General features: G+C 69.1%; 19 protein-coding genes and 1 pseudogene. 6 read left to right on the forward strand and 14 right to left on the reverse strand.

The features are described from left to right. The first annotated feature begins 104 nt into the window (after positions 1-104). The 6 genes from ASF00_RS03220 (at position 105) to ASF00_RS03245 (ending at position 6,678) form a co-directional block, all read left to right on the forward strand. Positions 105-458: a MarR family winged helix-turn-helix transcriptional regulator gene (locus ASF00_RS03220; RefSeq protein ID WP_235525586.1), complete on the forward strand. Its 354-nt coding sequence runs from the start codon at positions 105-107 to the stop codon at positions 456-458. Then, entirely contained in the window at positions 455-2,509 is a 2,055-nt protein-coding gene (locus tag ASF00_RS03225) for an FUSC family protein (RefSeq protein ID WP_055874003.1), read from the forward strand. The genes ASF00_RS03220 and ASF00_RS03225 overlap by 4 nt, the downstream gene beginning before the upstream one ends. Beyond that, positions 2,506-2,712 carry a DUF1656 domain-containing protein gene (locus tag ASF00_RS03230; RefSeq protein ID WP_055874006.1) on the forward strand — a complete coding sequence of 69 codons (207 nt, stop codon included), beginning with the start codon at positions 2,506-2,508 and terminating at the stop codon, positions 2,710-2,712. The genes ASF00_RS03225 and ASF00_RS03230 overlap by 4 nt, the downstream gene beginning before the upstream one ends. Next, positions 2,709-3,608 carry an efflux RND transporter periplasmic adaptor subunit gene (locus tag ASF00_RS03235; protein WP_055874009.1) on the forward strand — a complete coding sequence of 300 codons (900 nt, stop codon included), beginning with the start codon at positions 2,709-2,711 and terminating at the stop codon, positions 3,606-3,608. Before ASF00_RS03230 ends, ASF00_RS03235 begins: the two co-directional genes overlap by 4 nt. A gap of 152 nt (positions 3,609-3,760) precedes the next feature. Next, positions 3,761-5,179 (forward strand): efflux transporter outer membrane subunit, encoded by a 1,419-nt coding sequence (locus tag ASF00_RS03240; protein ID WP_055874012.1) that lies wholly within the window; start codon positions 3,761-3,763, stop codon positions 5,177-5,179. Next, positions 5,176-6,678, forward strand: a complete 1,503-nt coding sequence (locus ASF00_RS03245) for a DHA2 family efflux MFS transporter permease subunit (protein ID WP_156348144.1) — start codon at positions 5,176-5,178, stop codon at positions 6,676-6,678. The genes ASF00_RS03240 and ASF00_RS03245 overlap by 4 nt, the downstream gene beginning before the upstream one ends. Before the next feature lie 119 nt (positions 6,679-6,797). Here ASF00_RS03245 and mdoH read toward each other — a convergent pair whose 3' ends face one another. The 14 genes and pseudogenes from mdoH to ASF00_RS03300 all read right to left on the reverse strand — a co-directional run bounded on the left by mdoH (position 6,798) and on the right by ASF00_RS03300 (position 21,928). After that, positions 6,798-8,606 (reverse strand): glucans biosynthesis glucosyltransferase MdoH, encoded by a 1,809-nt coding sequence (gene mdoH / locus ASF00_RS03250; RefSeq protein WP_082463187.1) that lies wholly within the window; start codon positions 8,604-8,606, stop codon positions 6,798-6,800. Further along, entirely contained in the window at positions 8,606-10,099 is a 1,494-nt protein-coding gene (locus ASF00_RS03255) for a glucan biosynthesis protein (protein WP_055875319.1), read from the reverse strand. Before ASF00_RS03255 ends, mdoH begins: the two co-directional genes overlap by 1 nt. A gap of 90 nt (positions 10,100-10,189) precedes the next feature. Next, the gene (locus tag ASF00_RS03260) at positions 10,190-10,435 is read right to left on the reverse strand and encodes a hypothetical protein (RefSeq protein WP_055874015.1); all 246 of its coding nucleotides are present in this window, start codon (positions 10,433-10,435) and stop codon (positions 10,190-10,192) included. Between the two features lie 241 nt (positions 10,436-10,676). Beyond that, positions 10,677-11,366, reverse strand: a complete 690-nt coding sequence (locus ASF00_RS03265) for a response regulator transcription factor (protein ID WP_055874019.1) — start codon at positions 11,364-11,366, stop codon at positions 10,677-10,679. Next, positions 11,363-14,023 carry a sensor histidine kinase gene (locus tag ASF00_RS03270; RefSeq protein ID WP_055874020.1) on the reverse strand — a complete coding sequence of 887 codons (2,661 nt, stop codon included), beginning with the start codon at positions 14,021-14,023 and terminating at the stop codon, positions 11,363-11,365. The genes ASF00_RS03265 and ASF00_RS03270 overlap by 4 nt, the downstream gene beginning before the upstream one ends. Continuing rightward, positions 14,020-14,616: a potassium-transporting ATPase subunit KdpC gene (gene kdpC, locus ASF00_RS03275; protein WP_055874023.1), complete on the reverse strand. Its 597-nt coding sequence runs from the start codon at positions 14,614-14,616 to the stop codon at positions 14,020-14,022. Before kdpC ends, ASF00_RS03270 begins: the two co-directional genes overlap by 4 nt. Before the next feature lie 277 nt (positions 14,617-14,893). Continuing rightward, positions 14,894-16,939, reverse strand: a complete 2,046-nt coding sequence (kdpB, locus tag ASF00_RS03280) for a potassium-transporting ATPase subunit KdpB (RefSeq protein ID WP_055874026.1) — start codon at positions 16,937-16,939, stop codon at positions 14,894-14,896. Between the two features lie 14 nt (positions 16,940-16,953). Continuing rightward, on the reverse strand, positions 16,954-18,672 hold the full coding sequence (gene kdpA / locus ASF00_RS03285; RefSeq protein WP_055874029.1) for a potassium-transporting ATPase subunit KdpA: 1,719 nt from the start codon (positions 18,670-18,672) through the stop codon (positions 16,954-16,956). Positions 18,673-18,684: 12 nt separating this feature from the next. After that, complete coding sequence (kdpF, locus tag ASF00_RS03290) at positions 18,685-18,774, reverse strand: K(+)-transporting ATPase subunit F (protein WP_055875324.1); 90 nt, start codon at positions 18,772-18,774, stop codon at positions 18,685-18,687. A 105-nt stretch (positions 18,775-18,879) separates the two neighbouring features. Further along, entirely contained in the window at positions 18,880-19,728 is an 849-nt protein-coding gene (locus ASF00_RS03295) for a TorF family putative porin (protein WP_055874032.1), read from the reverse strand. A 202-nt stretch (positions 19,729-19,930) separates the two neighbouring features. Next, the gene (locus tag ASF00_RS19265) at positions 19,931-20,047 is read right to left on the reverse strand and encodes a Na+/H+ antiporter NhaA (protein WP_443024376.1); all 117 of its coding nucleotides are present in this window, start codon (positions 20,045-20,047) and stop codon (positions 19,931-19,933) included. Between the two features lie 35 nt (positions 20,048-20,082). Beyond that, positions 20,083-20,348: pseudogene (locus ASF00_RS19270) on the reverse strand (Na+/H+ antiporter NhaA). 21 nt (positions 20,349-20,369) lie between these two features. After that, complete coding sequence (locus tag ASF00_RS18220; RefSeq protein WP_156348146.1) at positions 20,370-20,522, reverse strand: hypothetical protein; 153 nt, start codon at positions 20,520-20,522, stop codon at positions 20,370-20,372. Beyond that, positions 20,519-21,928, reverse strand: coding sequence for an FAD/NAD(P)-binding protein (locus tag ASF00_RS03300; protein ID WP_082463189.1), 1,410 nt, complete (start codon positions 21,926-21,928; stop codon positions 20,519-20,521). Before ASF00_RS03300 ends, ASF00_RS18220 begins: the two co-directional genes overlap by 4 nt. Positions 21,929-22,032 lie beyond the last annotated feature (104 nt).

A 22,032-nucleotide genomic window follows, 5' to 3' on the forward strand; every position in this document is an offset into this window, starting at 1 on the left:
CGCTAATGACTTCGCCCCGTGCTACACTGGAATCGTCCTACGCCCGAACGCTCCTGCCGCTCGCGCGGTCGTGGCGGCAGGCCGCGGATCGCGCGCTCCGCGATATGAGCGTTTCAGCCTCGACCGGCTGGGCACTGGTTCAGGTCGGCCGGCTCGGCGACGATGTGCGCCAGACCGATCTCGCGCATCAACTCGATGTCACCCAGGCCTCGCTGGTCCGCTCGATCGACCAGATGAGCGCTGCCGGGCTGGTCGAGCGCCACCGCGATCCCGTCGATGCACGCGTCAGCCGGATCCGTCTCACCGATCACGGCCGTGCGCTCGTGACCAGGATCGAAGCCAAGTTCGCGAGCCTGCGCCACGCCATGCTCGACGACGTGTCCGATACGGATCTCGCCACCGCGCTACGCGTCGCCGAACGGCTGGGCGCACGGTTCATGGCGGATCGCGCGCGATGAGCCTCGCCCGGTTCGGCGGCAAGGAGGCGCTCTTCTCCGCCAAATGCTTCGTCGCCGCGATCCTCGCTTATTACATCGCGCTGAGGATCGGCCTGACGCGCCCCTATTGGGCGGTGACGACCTCGTACATCGTCGCCCAGCCGCTTGCGGGTGCCGTCTTGTCGAAGGCGGTATTTCGCGTCGCAGGCACCGTGCTCGGCGCGATCGCCGCCGTGGTGCTGGTACCCAACCTGGTCAACGCCCCCGAACTCCTGTCGCTCGGCCTCGCCTTGTGGCTCGGGCTGTGCCTCTACGTATCGCTGCTCGACCGGACGCCGCGCGCGTATCTGTTCCTGCTTGCGGGCTATACCGCGAGCATCATCGGCTTTCCCGCGGTCAGCACGCCCGGCGCGGTGTTCACGATCGCCGCGCTGCGCGTGCAGGAGATCACGATCGGGATTCTCTGCGGCAGCCTGATCCACGGCTTCGTCTTCCCGCAGACCGTGACCGCGACCCTGCTCGCGCGGATCGATGCGATCCTGGCGGATGCCGAACGCTGGTCGCGCGATTCGCTGGCGGGGGCATCCGATGCCGCGCTCGACCGCGATCGCCGGCGGCTTGCACTCGACATCAACGAGCTGCACCAGCTCTCGATCCACCTCCCGTTCGACACCGCGCGCCTGTTGCCGCGCACGCGGACGTTGCGTGCACTGCAGGCGGAGTTGTCGATGGTGTTGCCGCTGGCCAGCGCCGTCGACGACCGTATCGTCGAGCTGAAACGTGGCGCCGACGCGCCGCGTCCCGAAGCGCTGGCGCTGATCGGGGATGTCCGCGAGTGGCTGCGCGAACCGCCCGAGGTCTCGCACCGCGCGGCAACCGCGGACGCACTGATCGCTCGCGCGCGCGCGCTGGAGCCACCCGCCGACGAGACGCTGATCTGGCGCGATGCGTTGCGGCTCAGCCTGCTCGCAAGGCTTGGCGAACTGGTCGATGCGCACCGCAACACGCGCGACTTGCGCGACCAGATGCGCTCGCCGTCACGCGCGCCGGTCACCCCCGCCGTCGCCCGCCTGCTCGCCCGGATCGCCCGGCGACCGCTGCACCGCGACCGCGGCATCGCGTTGCGCGCCGCCGCGGGAACGGTCGCAACGATCCTGCTCGGCTGCGTGTTCTGGATCGGCACCGGCTGGGCGGACGGCGCCGGCGCGGTGCTGATCGCAGGCGTATGCTGCGCGCTGTTCGGTAACAGCGACGATCCTGCGCCAGCGATCATGGCGTTCTTCTACGGGACCATCATCGGACTGGTCGTCTCGGCGGTCTACGCATTCGCGATCGTGCCGCGCGTGACCGATTTCGTGACGCTGGCCGCGGTCCTCGCGCCGCCGATGCTTATCGGCGGGATGTTCCTTGCACGCCCGTCGACCTTGCTCGTGACGCTCGGCGCCTTGCTTGGCGGGTTGAATACGGTCGGGCTGAACGACCGCTTCGGCAGCGATTTCAGCAGCTTCATCAACGGCGGAATCGCGCAGCTGGTCGGCACGTTGTTTGCGGTCGTCACGGTCGGACTGTTCCAGACGATCGGCGCAGACACCAGCGCGCGCCGACTGATCCGCGCAGGCTGGCGCGAACTGGCGGCGCGCAGCGATTCGATGCGCCGCCCCGATGCGGCGGGGTGGATCGCGCGAATGCTCGACCGGATCGGCTTGCTCGCGCCGCGGCTCGCATTGCAGGGCGAGGATCCAGGCAAACCGCTGCTCGACGCGCTCACCGATCTGCGCGTTGGCGTGGCGGTCGGCGAACTCAAGCAATTGCGGCTCGACGGCACGCCCGACGAGGCCGCGATGATCACGCCGGTGCTGCGCGGGATAGGCCTGCATTACCGCGCGCTGCGCCCTGACGAGCCTGCGCCGCCGGAGCCCGAACTGCTCGCCGGGATCGACAGCGCGATGACCGGCTTGGCGACCAGCACGCCCGATCGTCCGCTTGATCGACGTCGCACCAGCGTACTCGCGCTGACCTCGCTTCGTCGCAACCTGTTCCCGCAGGCGCCAGCGTACGGGGCGCCGGCATGACCGGAGAGATTTCGATCGCCGGCGTCTATTTGCCGAGCATCCTGCTGCTCGCGGTCGCCGCAGTGATCCTCACCGGAATCGCCACCCGCCTGCTCGCCTTCGCCGGCGCCTATCGCGCGGTCACCTACCGACCGCTCGTCGACCTTGCCGTGTTCATCCTCATCCTCGGGCTGCTCGCCCTGCTCACCGGACCTTCCGCATGAATAGCCGCCTGAAATCGCTGCTCGCCCCGCTCGGCCGTTCCGCCGTCACGCTGATCATCGTCGCGCTCGCGGTGCTGGTCGCGCTATGGCTGTGGCAGCGTTACGAGACCGATCCGTGGACGCGCGACGGACGGATCCGCGCCGATATCGTCCGCGTGACGCCCGACGTGGCGGGTTTGGTCACCCAGGTCGCGGTGCACGATAACCAGGCAGTGAAGCCCGGCGACGTCCTGTTCGTAGTCGATCGCCCGCGCTTCCAGTTGACGCTGGCGCAGTCGGACGCCGCGATCGCGAGTGCCCGCGCGACGCTGTTGCAGGCGCGCCGCGAGGCGCAGCGCGATATGGTGCTGGGCGATCTGGTCGCCAAGGAAACGCACGAGCAGAATGTCGCGCGAGTCGCCACCGCGTCGGCCGCGCTCGCCCAGGCCCAGAGTGCTCGCTCGACCGCCGCGCTGAACCTTGCTCGGACGACGGTACGCGCGACGGTGCACGGGATCGTCACCAATCTCGATCTTCACCCCGGCGACTATATCGCGACTGGTGCGCAGGCGATGGCGCTGGTCGACACCGATTCGCTCCGAGTCGAAGGCTATTTCGAGGAAACCAAGCTCGGGAGCATCCGCGTCGGCGACCCGGTGATCGTCCACCTGATGGGCGAGCCGCAACCGCTGCACGGCCGCGTCGACAGCATCGCGGCGGGGATCAACGACAGCGAGCGGACAAACACGACCAATCTGCTGCCCAATGTGAACCCGACTTTCAGCTGGGTGCGGCTGGCGCAACGCATTCCCGTCCGCATGAAGCTGACTCAGGTGCCGAAGGGCACGCAACTGATCGTCGGTCGGACCGCGACGGTGACGGTCCAGCCGCGGGTCCAGCCGGGGGCGACGTCGTGATGCGCACGCGCTTGTCCCGCATCGCGCTGTCCCCCCTCCGTCACTGCCACGGCCCCCTCCGTCATCCTGACGAAAGTCAGGCTCCAGAGCCCAAGACGGCGTCACCTGTAACCCTGGATCCTGACTTTCGTCAGGATGACGGAGCAAGGGGGATGGACCCGCGCACCTGCCGCCGTGGGCTTGCCGCAGCGATGCTCGCACTCGCGCTCGCCGCCTGCACCACCGCCGGCCCGAACTACGCGCTCCCCGACGCCGCCGTCGTCAACCGTCCTTCCGCGCAAGGCGCCTTCGACAGCGGCACCGAAAAGGTGTTCGCCAACGCCCCGCTCCCCGATCGCTGGTGGCAGCTCTATGGCGACGCGCGCCTCGACGCGTTCGTCACCGAAGCGCTCGCCGCCAACACCGATCTGCGCGCTGCCGACGCGAACCTGCGCCGCGCCGACGCGGTCGTCGCCGAAGTCGCGGCTGGCCGGACGCTGTCGACCGCGCTCGGCGGCGGCGCCTCGCTCGATCGCCCCTACACGACCGGCAGCAGCCTGCCCGGCACGCTCGACTATAATCTCGGCATCACGCTCGCCTACCCGCTCGACCTGTCGGGCCGGATCCGCCGCGCGATCGAAGCGGCGCAGGGCGATGCCGAGGCGGTCGCCGCCGCGCGCGACAATGTCCGCGTCACCGTCGCCGCGGAGACCGCGCGCAGCTATGCCACCGCCTGCACCGCCAACATGGTGCTGGCCGCGAACACCCGCATCCTCACGCTGCAACGCCAGACGCTCAACGTGACCCAGCGGCTGCAGCGCGGCGGCCGCGGCACCGCGTTCGACGTGACGCGCGCACGGACCGCGGTCGACCAGAGCGAGGCGTTGATCCCGTCGCAGATCGCGACGCGCACCGCCGCCTTGTACCGGCTCGCCACGCTGATGGGCCGCACCCCCGCCGACTATCCCAGGGACGTCGCGGACTGCGCCCGCCCGCCTGCGCTCACCCGCCCGCTGCCGATCGGCGACGGCAGCGCGCTGATCCTGCGCCGTCCCGATATCCGTGCGGCGGAGCGCTCGCTCGCCGCCGCCACCGCGCGGATCGGTGTGGCGACCGCCAACCTCTACCCACAGGTCAGCCTCGGCGGTTCCGCCGGGTTCACCGGCCCGGTCTCGTCGCTGGGCTCCGGCAATGCGTTCCATCTCGGCCTCGGCCCGCTGATCAGCTGGAGTTTCCCCAACCGCCCGGTCATCCGCGCGCAGATCGCGCAGGCAGGCGCGGCGGCGGATCAGGCCTTGGCGCAGTTCGATTCGACCGCGCTCGAGGCGCTGCGCCAGACCGAGACGGCGCTGTCCGCCTATGCGCGCGAAGGCGACCGCAACGCCGCCTTGCGCCGCGCGAAGGGCAGCGCCGCGCGCGCCGCCGACCAGGCGGGCACGCTCTACCGGTTCGGCCGCACCGATTTCCTGTCGCTGCTGACCGCACAGGCCGCGCTCACCACCGCGCAGGCCAACCTCGCCGCCTCCGATGCGCTGCTCGTCGATCGCCAGGTCGACGTGTTCAAGGCGCTCGGCGGGGGGTGGCAGGCATGAGGCTGCGTCGGCGCGGGCTCGCCTCGATCAACAGCGAGATCCGCGACGGCATCATGCCCGCCGCCGACACCATCGCGCGCGTTGCCAAGGATCCGCACGCGCTGCCGCATACGCCCAGCAACTATCGGATCACCGCGCTGATCATCGCCTGCGCGCTGTTCATGGAGCAGATGGATTCGACCGTGCTCGCCACCGCGCTGCCGACGATGGCGCGCGATTTCGGCGTGCCCGCGACCAGCATGAGCTCGGCGCTGACCTCGTATCTGCTGGCGCTCGCGATCTTCATTCCCGCCAGCGGACGCTTGGCGGACCGGTTCGGCTCGCGCACGATCTTCCGCGCGGCGATCCTGATCCTCGTCGGCGGATCGATGCTGTGCGGCCAGGCGACCAGCCTGCCGTTCATGATGGCCGCGCGCTTCGTGCAGGGTCTGGGCGGGGCGATGATGATCCCGATCGGCCGCCTCGTCCTGCTGCGCAGCGTCGCCAAGGAGGACATGGTCCAGGCGATGTCGTGGCTGATCATGCCCGCGCTGATCGGTCCGATCCTGGGGCCACCGGTCGGCGGCGCGATCGTCACCTATCTCGACTGGCGCTGGATCTTCTATCTCAACGTCCCGATCGGCCTGCTCGGCGTCGTGCTGGTGACGCGCTTCATCGGCGAGGTCCGCGAGGACAAACCGGCACGGTTCGACGTACCCGGCTTTCTCCTGTCGGGCGTGTCGCTCGGCTGCCTGCTGTTCGGGTTCGAGATGACCAGCCGCACCGGCGAACTGTCGCGCGCGATCGCGCTGATCGCGGTCGGGCTCGTCGCGGGCGTCGCCTATATCCGTCACGCCAAGCGGCGCTGCGACCCGATCCTCGATCTGTCGCTGATGCGAGTCCCGACCTTCCGCCTGTCGGTGATCGGCGGCTCGCTGACCCGGATCACGCAGGGCGCACAGCCGTTCCTGCTGCCGATGATGCTCCAATTGGGCTTCGGCATGACCGCGGCGGCGAGCGGCGCGATCACGATCGCCGGCGCGATCGGCTCGCTCGCGATGAAGAGCCTCGCCCCACGCGTGCTCCGCCGCTTCGGCTTCCGCAACAGCCTGATCGTCGGCGGGCTGTGCGCCAGCTCGGGCTATGCGGTCGCCGGGCTGTTCCGCCCCGACTGGCCGGTCCCGGCGATCTTCGGCGTGCTGATGCTCTCGGGCTTCTTCATGTCGTTCCAGTTCTCGGCGTACAACACGATCGCCTATGACGAGATCCCGTCGTCGCGGATGAGCAGCGCGACCAGCTTCTACGCGACATTCCAGCAATTGATGCTGTCGCTCGGCATCTGCGTCGGCGCGGCGTCGCTCCATGTCGGGATGCTCGGCACGGGCGCGACACGCCCCGCGCTGACCGACTTCACGCTGGCGTTCCTGGTGGTGACCGCAGTGTCGGCGTCCGCGACGATCTGGAACCGCCGGTTCGCCAAGGATGCCGGTGCGCAGCTCAGCGGGCATCGGAATAGGTGATCCTCCCCTGAAAGGGAGGTGGCTGGCACTTGCCAGACGGAGGGGTGCCCCCCTCTCGATAGTACGACACCCCTTCGTCAGTCCTTCGGACTGCCACCTCCCCTGCCAGGGGAGGATCCTCAGCCGCTACGCGCGGGCAGAGACGGCCGCGACAGCACCGAGACATGCTCGCCGGGCTCGACGAACATTCCGTGCGCGCTCGCCCACCGCCCCGCCTTCTCGCTCGCGGTCAGCATCGTCAGGAACGGGCTGAGCAACAGTCCGAGCGTCACCGGCGCGAGCCAGGCCGCGGTAACCGGTGCGAACGGCGTCACCGCCAACAGCGCGACGCCCACCCCGACATGCCAGCGATAGCGCGGCATCACGTCGCTAAGCGACAGCTCATGCGCATCGCGATTCTGCGGCGCCCAGCCGGACTTGCGCCCCATCAGGATCCCGACCAGATCGATCGTCTGCGTCAGCGCGATCACCGGCGCGGACAGCATCGAGAACGGCACGTCGATCAGCACCGACCTGACGATCCCGCGCCGTCCGCCGAACCCCGCGCGCCGCTCGGCGTTCGAGACCGCCCAGATCACGCTCAGCAGCTTGGGCCCGAACAGCAGCAGCAGCGTCACCGCCAACACCTGGAGCGAGGTCTGCGCCTCGACGATGTTGCGCTCGCCGATCAGCGCCTGCACCACGCTCGTCGCGATCATCAGCAGCCACACCGGCGAGGTGATGAACGCCGACGCGCCCATCAGCAGTTGCAGCCGGCTGACCCAGTGGAACCCCGACGACGTCAGCAGGCTGAGATGCTGGATATTGCCCTGCGCCCAACGCCGGTCGCGCACCGCCGCATCGATCAGCGTCGGCGGATATTCCTCGAACGTCTCCTCGGTCATCAGCATGTGAACACGCCAGCCGCGCCGGCGGAGCAGCGCCGCCTCTACCATGTCGTGGCTCATGATGACGCCGCCGAAGGGCGCGCGCCCCGGCAGGTCGGGCAGCCCGCAGCTGCTTGCGAACGCCTCGATCCGGATCAGCGCGTTATGCCCCCAGAAGGTAGCCTCCGACCCCGACCACCAGACGAGCCCCGCGGTCGAGATCGGACCGTAAAGGCGACTCGCAAACTGCATCCAGCGCTGGAAGAACGTCACGCCGTTGATCACCGCGGGCACGGTCTGGAGCAGCGCCACCGCAGGCCGGCGTTCGAGCACCTGCGCCATGCCGATGATCGTGTTGCCGCCCATCAGGCTGTCGGCGTCGAGCATCAGCATATAGCGATAGCCGCCGCCGAACCGCCGGATCCACTCCGCGACGTTGCCGGGTTTGCGCCCGACGTTCACCGTGCGGCGCCGGTAATAGAGCGCGCAGTCGATCGTCGGGGCGAGCGCCTGCCACGCGGCGATCTCGGACGCTTCCGCCGCTTCGCCCGAGTCGCTCAGGATGAAGATATCGAACCGATCCGCGACACCGCCCGCGGCGATCGCGCGCGCCATCCAGGCGATGCGTTCGAACACCGCAGCGATATCCTCGTTATGGACCGGCATCAGGATCGCGGTGCGGCCCTCGAGCGGTTCGGACTGGCGCGGCGTCGGCACGAACCCAGGATGCCCGCCCGTCATCAACAGCACGAAGCCGATCGCGGCGTTCATAAAGCCGAACGCGATCCACGCGAACAGCGGGAAGAACAGTGCCAGCAGCGCCGCGTCCCACAGGCTGAGCCCGTCGGCGAGCAGCGATTCCTGCACCGCGGACGACGCCGCGGTCGCCAGCAGCCCGGTCATCAGCACGAGGATGATCCGGCGCGCGAGCATGTCGTCCGACGACACGACCATCCCCGCCCCCGGTTCGGGCGCGGTCCAAGGCGGCGGCGGACCGTCGAACCGCTGCGGGAGCATCTCGATCGGCGATTCGCCGGGCATCATGGCCGAGGTCGACTGCATCAGAAGATCGGCGTCAGGACGGTTTCGCTGAGCGCGCGGCCGCCGCGCGTGAGGAACAGCCGGACGTCGGCAGGGCCCTGCGCATCGGGGGCGATGTCCGCCGTGATCCGCCAGCGATTCTTCTGGCCGACCACCGGATAGGCGGCGCTTGCGAGCACCTTGCCGCGGACGACGTCGATCTTGGGCGTGACTCCGCTCTGCCGATCGAGGCCGGCAAGCCCGTCGCCGAGGAAATCGACCACGAGCTTCCTTGCGCCCTTCACCGGCTCAGCGCCCGGTCGGCCCGCGATGCCCTGCCAGCAATCGACGACATGCGCCGCACTCGCGACCGCGGTCGGATCGGTCGATCGCCACGACAAAGTATAGTCGAACTGCAGCCGCTGGCCGGCCTTGGCAGGCGCCGCCGGCGTCCAGAACGAGACGATATTGTCGACCGTCTCGCTGTTGGTCGGGAACGCGTAGAGCATCACCGCGCCCTGGCCCCAGTCGCCCTGCGGCTGGACCCAGAGATTAGGCCGGCGATCGTAGAACGCGCCGTCATCCTGGTAATGATCGAAGTTCCGATCGCGCTGGATCAGGCCGAAGCCCTTGGGTGCCTGGTCGGCGAAGCTGTCGAGCGTCTCGTGCGGCGGATTGTTGAGCGGCCGCCAGATGCGCTCGCCCGCGCCGGTGAGCAGCGCGAGACCGTCCGAATCGTGGATCTCGGGACGCCAGTCGACCGCGGCGGCGCGATTGCCCTCGCCGTACCAGAACATGCTGGTGGCCGGCGCGATGCCGAGCCGTTCGATGTCGCGGCGGACGTTGAGGACGCTGGACACGCGCTGCTCGACGCCGGCCCCCGCGACGTGGCGCGATTCGAACCGGTACGCGCCGGTGACGCTCGCGCCGTCCATCAGCGCGTAGATCGTATAGGCATCGGCGCCGGTGCGCTCGATCCAGAATTCGGTGAAGTCCGGGAATTCCTCGCGACCGGGAAGCCCCGTGTTGATCGCAAGCCCGCGCGCGGACAGGCCGTACTGGTCCTGCGCGCCGGCGGTGCGGAAATAAGATGCGCCCTGGAACGCCATCCAGTCGCTCGTCCCGCCCGGCGCCATCGCGCGGAAGCCGGCGATGCCCAGCGCGGCGGCATGGCCTTCCTCCGCCTCGAACAGATCGCGCGCGAAGTCGATGCGGCGCGCCTGCCCGCCCTCGACGACGTTGATCGCGACGGGGGTGGGGGCGTAGCGGCCGAGCGGGAACAGGCGGATGCCGCCGGCCAGCGTCTTGTCGGCGCGGAAGCGGATGCTCCCGACCTTGTCGTAATCGATCGCGGCGGCCGCGGCGACCTTGGCGGGCGCGCTGTATGGCCTGGTCGCGAGCGTCGCGGCGCGTTGCTGGAGCGCCTCCCACGAGAACGGCGTCGCCTTGCCGGGCGCCGTTCGCATCGCCGCGGCGGCCTGCGGGAGGACACCCAACAGACCCAGCGCGGTCATCACTTCGCGTCGACCGATCATGCGGAACGCTCCCTTGTCGTCATTATGCTGCAACGCGGTAGCATAAGGCCATCGCGCGCGCGCGTCGACAGGTCCCGCCCCGGGCGCGCCCTATCGCTCGGCGCGGCGCCAGCGCGCGCTGATCGCGACCCGGTCGTGGATATGCCCGCCGACGATCACCAGCATCGCGCCGGCACTCGCGCAGAGAAACCCGATCATCGCGAGCAGGAACGCCAGCACGCCGGTTGCCGGATGCAGACGAACGAGCGCGTGGAGCGCGGTGACGGCGATCGCGAGCGACAGGACGCCGGCCGCGCGCAGGCTGAGATCGGTACGGAGGCGGCAAGCGTCGGTCATGCGACATCCCAGCTATCGCCACGCGCATATGCGTTCGAGATCGATATCGCGGGGGCACCATAGTCTTCGCATAGTGCGCGTGCGCCGACGTACGGCGATCACTGTGCCAACGCCCGTCATCCCCGCGGAGGCGGGGATCCAGATGCTCAACGGGATGAGAGTTGATCGCGCGTTCAGCCAGTATGGATCCCCGCCTGCGCGGGGATGACGAACGGAACTGGCTAAAAAGCTACCAACGCGCTCAGGCGTCGACGAGCAGCCGGTAGCCGACGCCGAGTTCGTTCGCGATCACGCTGCCGACACCGCCTGCGCCTTCCAGCTTCTGCCGCAGATTGCGCACGACGATGCGGAGATATTCGATCCGCCGGTCATGGTCCGTCGGCCACGCCGCCTCCAGGATCCTCTGATGAGTCACGACCCGGCCGGGATGCGCCGCGAGTGCCGACAGCACGTCGAACTCCTTGCGGGTGAGATGCGCCTCCTCGTCACCGCGCCGCACGAGCCGGTGCTCGAAATCGATCTCGACGCCGTGCGCGCGCAGGATCGTCGGGCGCGCCGTCGCCTCGCCGCGCCCGCGCAACGCCACGCGCAGCCGTGCGAGCAGCTCCTCGGTATCGAACGGCTTGGTGACGTAATCCTCGGCGCCGAGATCGAGCGCGGCGACCTTCTGGTCGGTCGCCTCGCGCGCCGACACGACCAGGACGATCGGATCGCCGAGCTTCTTCAACAGCGGCACCAGCTCCAGGCCGTCGCGATCGGGCAGCCCGAGATCGAGCAGTACCGCAGTCAACGGCCGGCTGCCTGCGACCCGCAACGCCTCGCGCGCGTCGACCGCCTCCTCGACGCCATAGCCCGCCCGCTCCAGCGTGTTGCGCAGCAGCCGCCGGATATGCAGCTCGTCATCGACGATCAAAATGGTCTGTCCGCTCACACATTCGCTCCATCGGTCTCGCGGACGAGCAGGGCCTTGGGAAAGCACAGCGAGAAGCGCGCGCCGGTGCGGTCTTCGCGGTTGCCGGCCTCGACGCCCATCCCCATCGCTTCGGCGAACGCCTTGACGATCGCAAGCCCCAGCCCGGTCCCGCCGATCGCGCGGTCGGAGCCTTCGAGGCGGCGGAACGTCTCGAACACCTCCTTCTCGCGGCCCGGCGGCAACCCGGGCCCCTGGTCGATCACCGACAACCGGAGCATCCCGAAGCGGTGCTCGGCGCGCACCACGACCGGCGTGCCGGGGTCGGCATAGCGGCCGGCATTGTCGAGCAGGTTGAGCAGGCAGTGGTGGAGCAGTTGCGGATCGATGCGGACCAGCGGCAGGTTCGGCGCGACGTCGAGGTCGATCGCATGCCCCTCGAGCACGCGCCTGGTATCGTGGACCGCGCCGGCGACCGCATCGGTCAGGTCGGTCGGCTCGAGCCGCAACCGGAGCGCACCCGCCTCGACGCGCGCCATGTCGAGCAGATTGCCGACGAACCGGTTGAGCCGCGCCGCCTCGCTCTCAATCGTGGCGATCAGTTCGGGGGTGACGCCGCGGTGGAGTTCTGCGGTTGCCGCCATCACCGAGGTCAGCGGCGTGCGCAGGTCGTGGCTGACCGACGACAGCAACGCCTGCCGCAACCGATCGCGTTCGCGCACCGCATCAACGTCGCGCATCTCGACCTCCAGCCGCGCGCGTTCGAGCACCAGCGACGCCTGATCGACCAGGCTCATCAGCAGCGGCAGCTGGTCCGAGCGCACCGGATCGCCGCCGACGTCGCGCGCGAGGCCGAGCACCGCCAGCGTCCGCTCGCCCGATCGGAGCGGTTGGAAGAACCATTCGGATGCCGCCAGCGTCCCCGACCCGCGCCCCGCCGGCGCGCCATTGTCATACGCCCATTGCGCGGCGGCCATCTCCATCGTCTCGAGCCGATAGTCCGCGCCGTTCGCCGCCTGCACCGCAAGGCCGGGGTCTTCGGCGACGAGGATCACCGCGCGCACGTCGAACAGCCGCCCAATCTCCTCGCAGATCGCGCGGGCGAGCGCGACCGGCTCGTTCAGCGACGTCATCTGGCGCAGGAACCCGGCGAGCGCGGCGTTGGTGCGTGCGCTGGCAGCGGCGATATCGGCCTGCGCGCGGACCCGCGAAGTCAGCTGGCTCGTCACGAACGCGATGCCGAGCAGCACCAGGATCGAGATCACGTTTTCCGGGTTGCTGATCGTCAGCGTGCCAGTCGGCGGCAGGAAGAAGAAGTTGTAGGCGACCGACGAGGCGATCCCCGCGAACAACCCGGTGCGCAGGCCGAACAGGCTGGCCGCCGCCATCACCGGCAGCAGGTACAACAGCGCGACGTTGCCGAGGTTGAGGATGTGGAACAACGCGCTGGCCACGCCGGTGACGCCCGCCACCATCGCCGTCGTCCAGGCGTAACCCGCCTTGCCGCCCCAGCCGCCGACATGTCTCCGCCGGCCGCGCGTGGTGCCCCCCTCCTCCATCGGCAGGACATGCACCGCGATCCCCGGCGTCTCGCGCACCATCTGGTCGACGACCGAGCCGTGGCGCAGCTCGAACCACCGCGAGCGGGTCGACTTGCCGACTACCAGCTGCGTCGCTCGCGCCTCGGTCGTGAAGGTCTTGAGGCCGTCGACCACCGAGGCCGCGGGGACGGTGGCGACGTCGCCGCCGAGCTGCGTCGCCAGGTTGAAGACGCCGGCGAGCTGGCGATGCTCGGCCTCGCCAAAGCCCTGCGCGCGCGGGGTCTCGATATACACCGCGGTCCAGGGCGCGTGCATCGCATCGGCGATCCGCTTCGTCGCGCGGACCAGGCCGAGCGCGCCGGGCAATTCGCTGATCGCGACGACGATCCGCTCGCCGCCCGCCCAGGTGCCGCCGACGCCGAGCGCGCGGACATGTTCGAGCATCTGCGCATCGACCGCCTGCGCCGCACGCCGCAGCGCGAGTTCGCGCAGCGCGGACAGGTTCGACTTCGAGAAGAAGTGCGCGAGCGCGCGAGTCGCCTCCTGCGGCAGATAGACCTTGCCCGCCTTCAGTCGCTCGATCAGCTCGTCGGGCGGGATGTCGACGACCTCGATCTCGGCCGCCTCGACGATGCTGTCGGGAACGGTCTCGCGGACGCGCACCCGCGTGAACGACGCGACGACGTCGTTGAGGCTCTCGATATGCTGGATGTTGATCGTCGAATAGACGTCGATGCCCGCGGCCAGCAGCTCCTCGACATCCTGATAGCGTTTGGGGTGGCGGCTGCCGGGCGCGTTGGTATGCGCGAGTTCGTCGACCAGGACGAGCGTCGGCGCACGCTCGAGGATCGCGTCGAGATCCATCTCGTCGAGCGTCCGCCCCTCATAGGGGATCGGCTTGCGCGGCACGATCTCGTGCCCGCGGGTGAGTGCCGCGGTTTCGACCCGGCCATGCGTCTCGACCACGCCGATGACGATGTCGACGCCCGCGCGACGGCGTTCGGCGCCTTCGGAGAGCATCTCGAAGGTCTTGCCGACGCCGGGCGCGGCGCCGAGGAAGATCTTCAGACGGCCGCGACCCTCCTGCGACGCCTGTCGCAGAAGGGCCTCGGGCGATGGTCGTGTGTCGTCGTTCAACGTGCGCCCGTTGCGTGCGGCCCGGTTGCGTCCAGCGCGCGGTTGAGGGCCAGGACATTGACGCGCGGTTCGCCGAGGATACCGAACAGCGCGCCATCGACATTGGCGGCTACCAACGCGCGGACCTTGTCGGCAGTCACGCCACGGACACGGGCGACGCGCGCGACCTGCGCATAGGCCGAGGCGGGCGACAGATCGGGGTCGAGACCCGAACCCGAGGCGGTGGCGAGATCGGCGGGCAGCGGCCCGGTCACACCTTCCGCGCGACGCTTGGCGACATCGACCTTGGTCCGGTCGACGAGCGCCTGGCTGGTCGGCCCGAGGTTCGACCCCGACGAGGCGAGCCCGTCATAGCCCTTGCCCGCCGCCGAGGGGCGAGTCTGGAAATAGCGATCGGTGGTGAACGCCTGCCCGACCACGGTCGAGCCGATCGCCTTGCCGTCGGCGACGACGAGGCTGCCGTTCGCCTGGGTCGGGAAAATCGCCTGTCCGATGCCGGTCATGGCGAGGGGATAGACGATCCCGAGCAGCAGCGCGAACAGGATCGTCATGACGAACGCAGGGCGAAGGGCGGAGGTAAGATCGGAGGTCATTCTGTCGTCTCCATGTGTCCCCGCGAAAGCGGGGACCCAGTCTGGGCACCCGCCTTCGCGGGTGAACAATTCTTCGGGGGGAAGCCGGCGGAGGCTGCATCCTGCGACTTCCCCCCTGCCACCACCCCGGCGAAGGCCGGGGTCCAATTGGGCAACGTCGCCAACCTGCGCCGCGCTTCGTTACCGCAACCTTTCCACTTGGGCCCCGGCCGTCGCCGGGGTGGTAGTGGCCGTTGGTGTGTCGGCGGACGAAGAACCCGCACGCTGCGCTCGGTCATCACGCTAAGCCCAGCGCACCGACCAGAACGTCGATGAGCTTGATCCCGACGAACGGCGCGATCAGGCCGCCGAGGCCGTAGACCGCGAGATTGCGCGCGAGCAACGGGCCCGCCGCCATCGGCTTGTACGCCACGCCCCTGAGCGCGAGCGGCACCAGCATCGGGATGATGATCGCGTTGAAGATGATCGCCGACAGGATCGCGCTTTCGGGCGAGCCCAGCCGCATCACGTTGAGCACGCCGAGCCCCGGATAGAGCGCGACGAACATCGCCGGGATGATCGCGAAATACTTCGCGACGTCGTTCGCCACCGAGAAGGTCGTCAGCGCGCCGCGGGTCATCAGCAGCTGCTTCCCCAGCCCCACGATCTCGATCAGCTTGGTCGGATCGCTGTCGAGGTCGACCATGTTGCCCGCCTCGCGCGCGGCCTGCGTGCCGGTGTTCATCGCCACGCCGACATCCGCCTGCGCCAGCGCGGGCGCATCGTTGGTGCCGTCGCCGCACATCGCGACCAGCCGCCCGCCCTGCTGTTCCTTGCGGATCAGCGCGAGCTTGTCCTCTGGGGTAGCCTGCGCGAGGAAGTCGTCGACGCCGGCCTCCGCCGCGATCGCCGCCGCGGTGAGCGGGTTGTCGCCGGTGATCATCACCGTGCGGATACCCATCGTGCGCAGCTCGCCGAAGCGTTCGCGGATGCCCGCCTTGACGACGTCCTTCAGGAAGATCGCGCCGAGCAGCCGCCCGTCCATCGCCACCGCCAGCGGCGTGCCGCCGGCGCGCGCGATCTCGTCGGTGATCCGGCGCAGCTCGGTCGCCGCAGCGGTCGCCCCTGCCCCCGGATTGGCCTTCAGGATCGAATCGACCGCGCCCTTCTGGATCAGCGCGCCGTGCACCTTCACGCCCGAGATGCGGGTCTGCGCGGTGAAGGGGATGACTTCCGCATCGTCCGGCAAAGCCGTCGTCGTCACCCCGAATTTTTCGCGGGCGAGGATAACGATCGAGCGACCCTCGGGCGTTTCGTCGGCAAGGCTGCCGAGCAGCGCCGCCTCGGCCAGTTCCTCGTCGCGCGTGCCGCCGACCGAGCGGAATTCGCTCGCCTGGCGGTCGCCGATCGTGATCGTGCCGGTCTTGTCGAGCAGCAGCACGTCGATATCGCCCGCCGCCTCGACCGCGCGCCCCGACTTGGCCAGCACGTTGAAGCGCACCAGCCGGTCCATCCCGGCGATGCCGATCGCCGACAGCAACGCGGCGATCGTCGTCGGGATCAGCGTGATCAGCAGCGCGGCGAGGATCGCGACGGGTACGCGGCCGCCCGCATAGCTCGCAAAGCCCGGGATCGTGCCGACCGCGATCAGGAAGATGATCGTCAGCCCGACGAGCAGCAGCGTGAGTGCGATCTCGTTCGGCGTCTTCTGCCGCTCGGCGCCCTCGACCAGCGCGATCATCCGGTCGAGAAAGCCCTCGCCCGGATTGGCGGTGACCTTCACGCGGATTTCGTCGGAGATGACGCGCGTGCCCGCGGTCACCGCGGACCGATCGCCGCCCGCCTCGCGGATCACCGGCGCGCTCTCGCCGGTGATCGCGGCCTCGTTGACCGAGGCGACGCCCCAGACGACTTCGCCGTCCGCCGGGATCAGGTCGCCCCCCCCAGCGCCACCGGCACTGACGAGGACGATATCGCCCGCACGCAGCGCGCTGGCGGGGACGGACTCGACCTGGTCGCCCTTCATGCGACGCGCGGTCAGCTCCGCCTTGGTCGCGCGCAGCGACGCGGCCTGCGCCTTGCCGCGCCCCTCGGCGAGCGCCTCGGCAAAGGTGCCGAACAGCACCGTCAGCCACAGCCAGATGACGAGCTGGATCTTGAAGCCGATCGAGAGGCCGTCGCCGCCGACATTGACGAGGATCGTCAGCAGCGTGGCGACGACGGCGGTGACGAACATCACCGGGTTGCGGATCAACTGCCGCGGATCGAGTTTCCGGAAAGCGTCGCCGATCGCCGGTACGATCAAGTCGGCCGTGAACAGCGACTTGGTAGGGGTGCGTGCCATTTTGGCTTGTCCCGTCAGAAGGTTTTGCCGCTGATCATCGCGAGATGATCGGCGATGGGACCGAGCGCGAGGCTCGGCAGGAAGGTCAGGCCGCCGACGATCAGGATGATCCCGACCAGCAGGCCGATCCACAGCGCCCCCGTCGTCGGGAACGAGCCTGCGCTTTCGGGCGTGTACTTCTTCGCGGCGAGCGACCCGGCGATGGCGAGCATCGGCACGATGATGAAGAAGCGGCCGAGCCACATCGCGACGCCGAGCAGGCCGTTGTAGAACGGCGTGTTGGCGGTCAGCCCGGCAAAGGCCGACCCGTTGTTACCGGCCGCGCTGGTATAGGCGTACAGGATCTCGGTGAACCCGTGCGGCCCCTTGTTCAGCGGCCCCGCCAGCCCGTCGGGCAGCACCGCGCTGAGCGCCGTGAAACCGAGGATGACGAGCGGCAGGATCGCGATCGCGAGCACGGCGAGTTTCACCTCCCGCGCCTCGATCTTCTTGCCGACATATTCGGGCGTGCGGCCAACCATCAGCCCGGCGACGAACACCGCGAGGATGGCGAACAGCAGAAAGCCGTAGATGCCCGCGCCGACGCCGCCGATCACGACTTCGCCAAGCTGGATGTTGAGCAGCGGGATCATCCCGCCGAGCGCGGTGAAGCTGTCGTGCATCGCGTTGACCGCGCCGCACGAGGCCGCGGTGGTGACGACCGAGAACAGCGCGGATGCGGCGATCCCGAAGCGGACCTCCTTGCCCTCCATGTTGCCGCCTGCGACGCCGATGCCGTGCAGGATCGGGTTGCCCGCGGCTTCCTGCGCATAGGTGATGGTGACGCCGGCGAGGAACAGCACGAGCATCGCCGAGAGGATCGCCCAGCCCTGTTTGGTGTTGCCGACCGCCTTGCCGAACGTCCAGGTCAGCCCGAAGCCGATGACGAAGATCGACAGCATCTGCACCAGGTTGGTGAGCGCGGTCGGGTTCTCGAACGGATGCGCCGAGTTCGCGTTGAAGAAGCCGCCACCATTGGTGCCGAGCATCTTGATCGCCTCCTGGCTCGCCACCGGGCCGAGCGTCAGCGTCTGCTTAAGACCCTCGAGGGTGGTGATGTCGACTGTGCCGGCCAGCGTCTGCGGGACGCCGCTGGCGATGTAGAACAGCGTCACGACGACGCAGACCGGCACCAGCAGATAGAGGGTGACGCGGGTCATGTCGGCCCAGAAATTGCCGATCGTCGCCTCTTTTATATTTGGGGCCGATCGCCGCGCGAACCCGCGGAACAGCGCAAACGCCAGCGCGATGCCGGTCGCGGCCGACAGGAAATTGTGGATCGTCAGGCCGAACATCTGGGCAAAGTTCGACATGGTGGATTCGCCACCATAGCTCTGCCAGTTGGTGTTCGTCGTGAAGCTGATCGCGGTGTTGAACGCGAGATGCGGGCTGAGCCCGGCGAGCCCCTGCGGATTGCCCGGCAGCACGCCCTGCAGCCGCAGCACCGCATAGGTCAGCGCCATCAGCAGCGCGTTGAACATGATCATGTGCAGCGCATAGCGGCGCCAGCCCTGCTCCTGTTTCGGGTCGATCCCGGCGAGTTTGTAGAAGCCGGTCTCCACGGGACCGAAGACTAGGTGGAGCGGCGTGCGGCGCCCTTCGTACAGCGCGAACAGCCACAGGCCGACGGGCTTGGTCAACGCCAGCAATATGCCGACGAAGCCCAGGATCAGGATCCATCCTTCGAATGTCATGCGGACGCGCTCCTAAAAGCGTTCGGGACGGATCAGCACCGCCACGAGATAGAAAAGCAGCCCGAGCGCGACGATCGCGGCGAGCCAGAGGTCGAGGGTCATGGCTGCGTCCTCACGCGTGGTCGCACAGCCGGACATAGGCGAGCGTTGCCGCCACCAGTCCGAGCATGAACGCTATCCAAAGTAGATCCTGCATCGGTCGATCCTTCAGAAGGCGGCGGTGAGCGAGGCGACGATCGTGCCGGCGGCGATCGATCCGGCGCCGTCCTGCCCGCGCGAGAAGCTCGGCTGGAGATAGGCCGCACGGCGGCGCGTGATGTCGGTGTCGACATAGCTGACGTTGAGCGTCAGATTCTTGTACGTCGCGTCCGCGCCGAGCGACCAGTCCCAATAGTCGCCGGTCGGCGCCGCGCTGGTCGCGTTGGGGCCGAGACCGTCATTGCCCCAGCTATGGCCGACATGCGCCTTGGCGGTCAGCGGCGTGCCGGCAATCGCGAACGCGCCGTCGCCGGTCAGGTAGAGATTGTCCTCCGTGTCGCCCGCATCGGTGTAGATGCTGGTCGCGGCCTCGGCGCCGGTGCGGTACCATTTGCCGAGCGCCTGCTGCTTGGGCGCATAAAAGGCGCTCGCGGTCAGCGTCGCCGGGCCGGTCGTGCCGCTCAGCTTCACATAGGGTTCGGCATAGTCGGTCTTCGACGCGCCGCCCGGATACATGTACCAGGTCAGCCCGACGTCGAGCGTCGCGTTGTCGGCCAGCTTGTGCTTGTAGCCGCCGATCAGGTCGAGCTCCATGTTCGAGCCGCCGAACGTCCCCCAGCCCGCCAGGTTGGAGCCCCAGGCGCCGACATAGACGCCGCTGTCGTGCGCGATCGTCAGGCCACCCTGGATCGCGCCGTCCTTGTCCGACTGCGACACGCCGCGCAGCCGATAGTCGGTCGCGAGCGTGACCGAACCGCTGACGGTCACGGGCGACGGCGGGGCGGTGTCCTGCGCGAAGGCGGGCGTGGCGAGACCGGTCAACAGACCGGCGGCGGCGGCGAAACGAAGACTGTGCATTGCTATCCCCATGCGCGGGCGGCCGAAAGACTGGCGCACCGCGAGGACTGGCAATTAGGCCTTGGCGACGTAGCAATTCGAGATCGATTGCCCGCGTCGCGCGTATGTTTCGCGTAGTATTGTCGGAATTATCGCGCGCTGCGACGCAGGAGTATCCACCCCGCGATACCCGACAGGATCGACCCCGCGAACACGCCGATCTTCACCGAATCCATCGCGTGCGACGCGCCGGCAAACGCAGGCCTGCATTGGCGAACCCGAACGCCGGCGCGATCAGGAAGCTCGACCAGGGCTGGAGCGCATGGTCGAGACGGTTCAACGGCGGCGGGCCGCCGCCCGTCCGCAGCGGGATCGTCAGCGCGATATGGCCGGTGTAGAACAGCGCGACCCGAGCAAGGCCAGGATGCCGAGCGCAAATGCGATGTCGGTCGCCGCCGGAATTGCCCAGCCGCGCCGATTGGCGGGTGTGTGCATGTTGACGAGCAGATAGAGGCACGCAGCACCACCACGCCCGCAAGCGCCGCGGTACCGGGCAGGATGCGCTCTCCCCAGGTCGAGAAATGCCCCGAGACGAACTCGCTCCCCACCTCCAGCCCGATCAGCAGGAAGAACAGCGCCATCGCGCCGTCGTTGATCCAGTGCTAGACGCTCATCCCGCCGACCGCATGGTGCAGCGTCGCGACATAGGTCGGCGCGAGCGGCGAACTGGCGACGAGCAGCACGGCGATCGCCGCGGCCAGCAGCACGATCGCACCCGCCGCATCGCCCGCAAGGAAACGCCGGATCGCGGTCAAAGCCCCTCGCCGCCGACCCATTGCGCGTTCGACAGGCGGCGTGCGAGATCCCAGCTCTGGACCCGGATATCGGGGACCGCGACCACCTCCCACAGCCCGCCGCGGGTCATCGGGCCGATGCAGTGGATGCGATCGTCGGGCGTGCCGTCGGCCCGGATCGCGCGCGACTGCGCATCGACGTCGACGCCCAGCCGCAACGGATCCGGCCGGATCGCCCCCGCCGCGAGCAGATGCTTCACGAGCGGCTCCCCGGAGCGCAGCAGATCGCCCTGCGGCCCGGTGCAGTTGACGATCCGCGCGGCGCGGGTGACGACGGGCACCGTCTCGCCGCGTGGTCGCCAGCGCAGCACGGCGTGCGTGCCATCCGCTTGCGCGGACACGATCTTGCCCGCCGCGACCGTCAGCCGCCCGGACCCGACGAGCGCCTCGACCCGCTCGGCGACGCGCGGTGCGAGGCGATGGCGATGGACGTCCCAATAGGGCCGCAGATGCCGAAGGAACCGTCCGCGCACCTCCTGCGACGCGGCCGCCCACAACATCTGCGTGACCGGCCGAAGCTCGTCCACCGCGCACCGCCAGCCTTCGACCGCGGCCCTTGCGCGAACGTGGCGGACGAGGTCGGTCAGACCGCCCTGTGGCTTGTCCGCGACACCGCGGTGGGCGGGTGCGCCATCGACATGCCGTCGCGGCGACAGCCCACGCCGCGACATCGCCAGGATGCGTCCCGCAAAGCCCTGCGCATCGAGCAACAGCGCCGCATCGATCGCGGTCAGCCCGGTGCCGACCAGCACGACGGTGTCGTCCGCGCCAAGCCCTTCGGCGAGATCGGCCGCCCACGGATCCGCGCAATACACCCCCGCCGGCAACGCGTCGGGCTTCAGACCCGGCGGCGTATGCGGCGGCAGGTTGCCGAGCGCGAGCACCGCGGTGTCGGCGGCGATCGTCCGCCCGTCTGCCATCGTCAGCGTGACGCCCCCTCCTGCCAACGGGGCACCGGCCACCGGATCGATCGCGCAGACCTCGCCCTCGACATGGACGAGCCGTCCGTCCGACTCGGCGATCGCCGCATCGAGCAGTTCGCGCAGATACGCGCCATAGGTCGTGCGCGGGACGAAGGTGGTACGGTCGCCCTTGCCATGCGCCTCCAGCCAGCGGACGAAGTGACCGGGGTCGTCGGGCAGCGCGCTCATGTTCCCCGCGCGGACGTTGAGCAGGTGATCGGGATGTGCCGCGCTGTACGCGACGCCGCGCGCGAGCTGCCGGTCGCGGCGCTCGATCAACGTGACGCGCGGCCCCTCGTGTCGCATGAGGTTGACCGCGAACAGCGCGCCGCAGAACCCGCCGCCGACGACGACGACATGATCCTCGGGGCCCGCAATCCGCGGCATCGTCGCTTGGTCGTCCATCTGTTCGCTCACCCGTTCCGTCGGGGAACGCCATGCCCGATCCGGCGCGGCGCGCCCAGCCCCCCGCTCATCCTCCCCCGCCAGGAAGAGGTGGCACCGCAGGT

It is taken from the genome of Sphingomonas sp. Leaf34 (assembly GCF_001421805.1).
In the GTDB taxonomy this organism is placed as follows: Bacteria; Pseudomonadota; Alphaproteobacteria; order Sphingomonadales; family Sphingomonadaceae; genus Sphingomonas.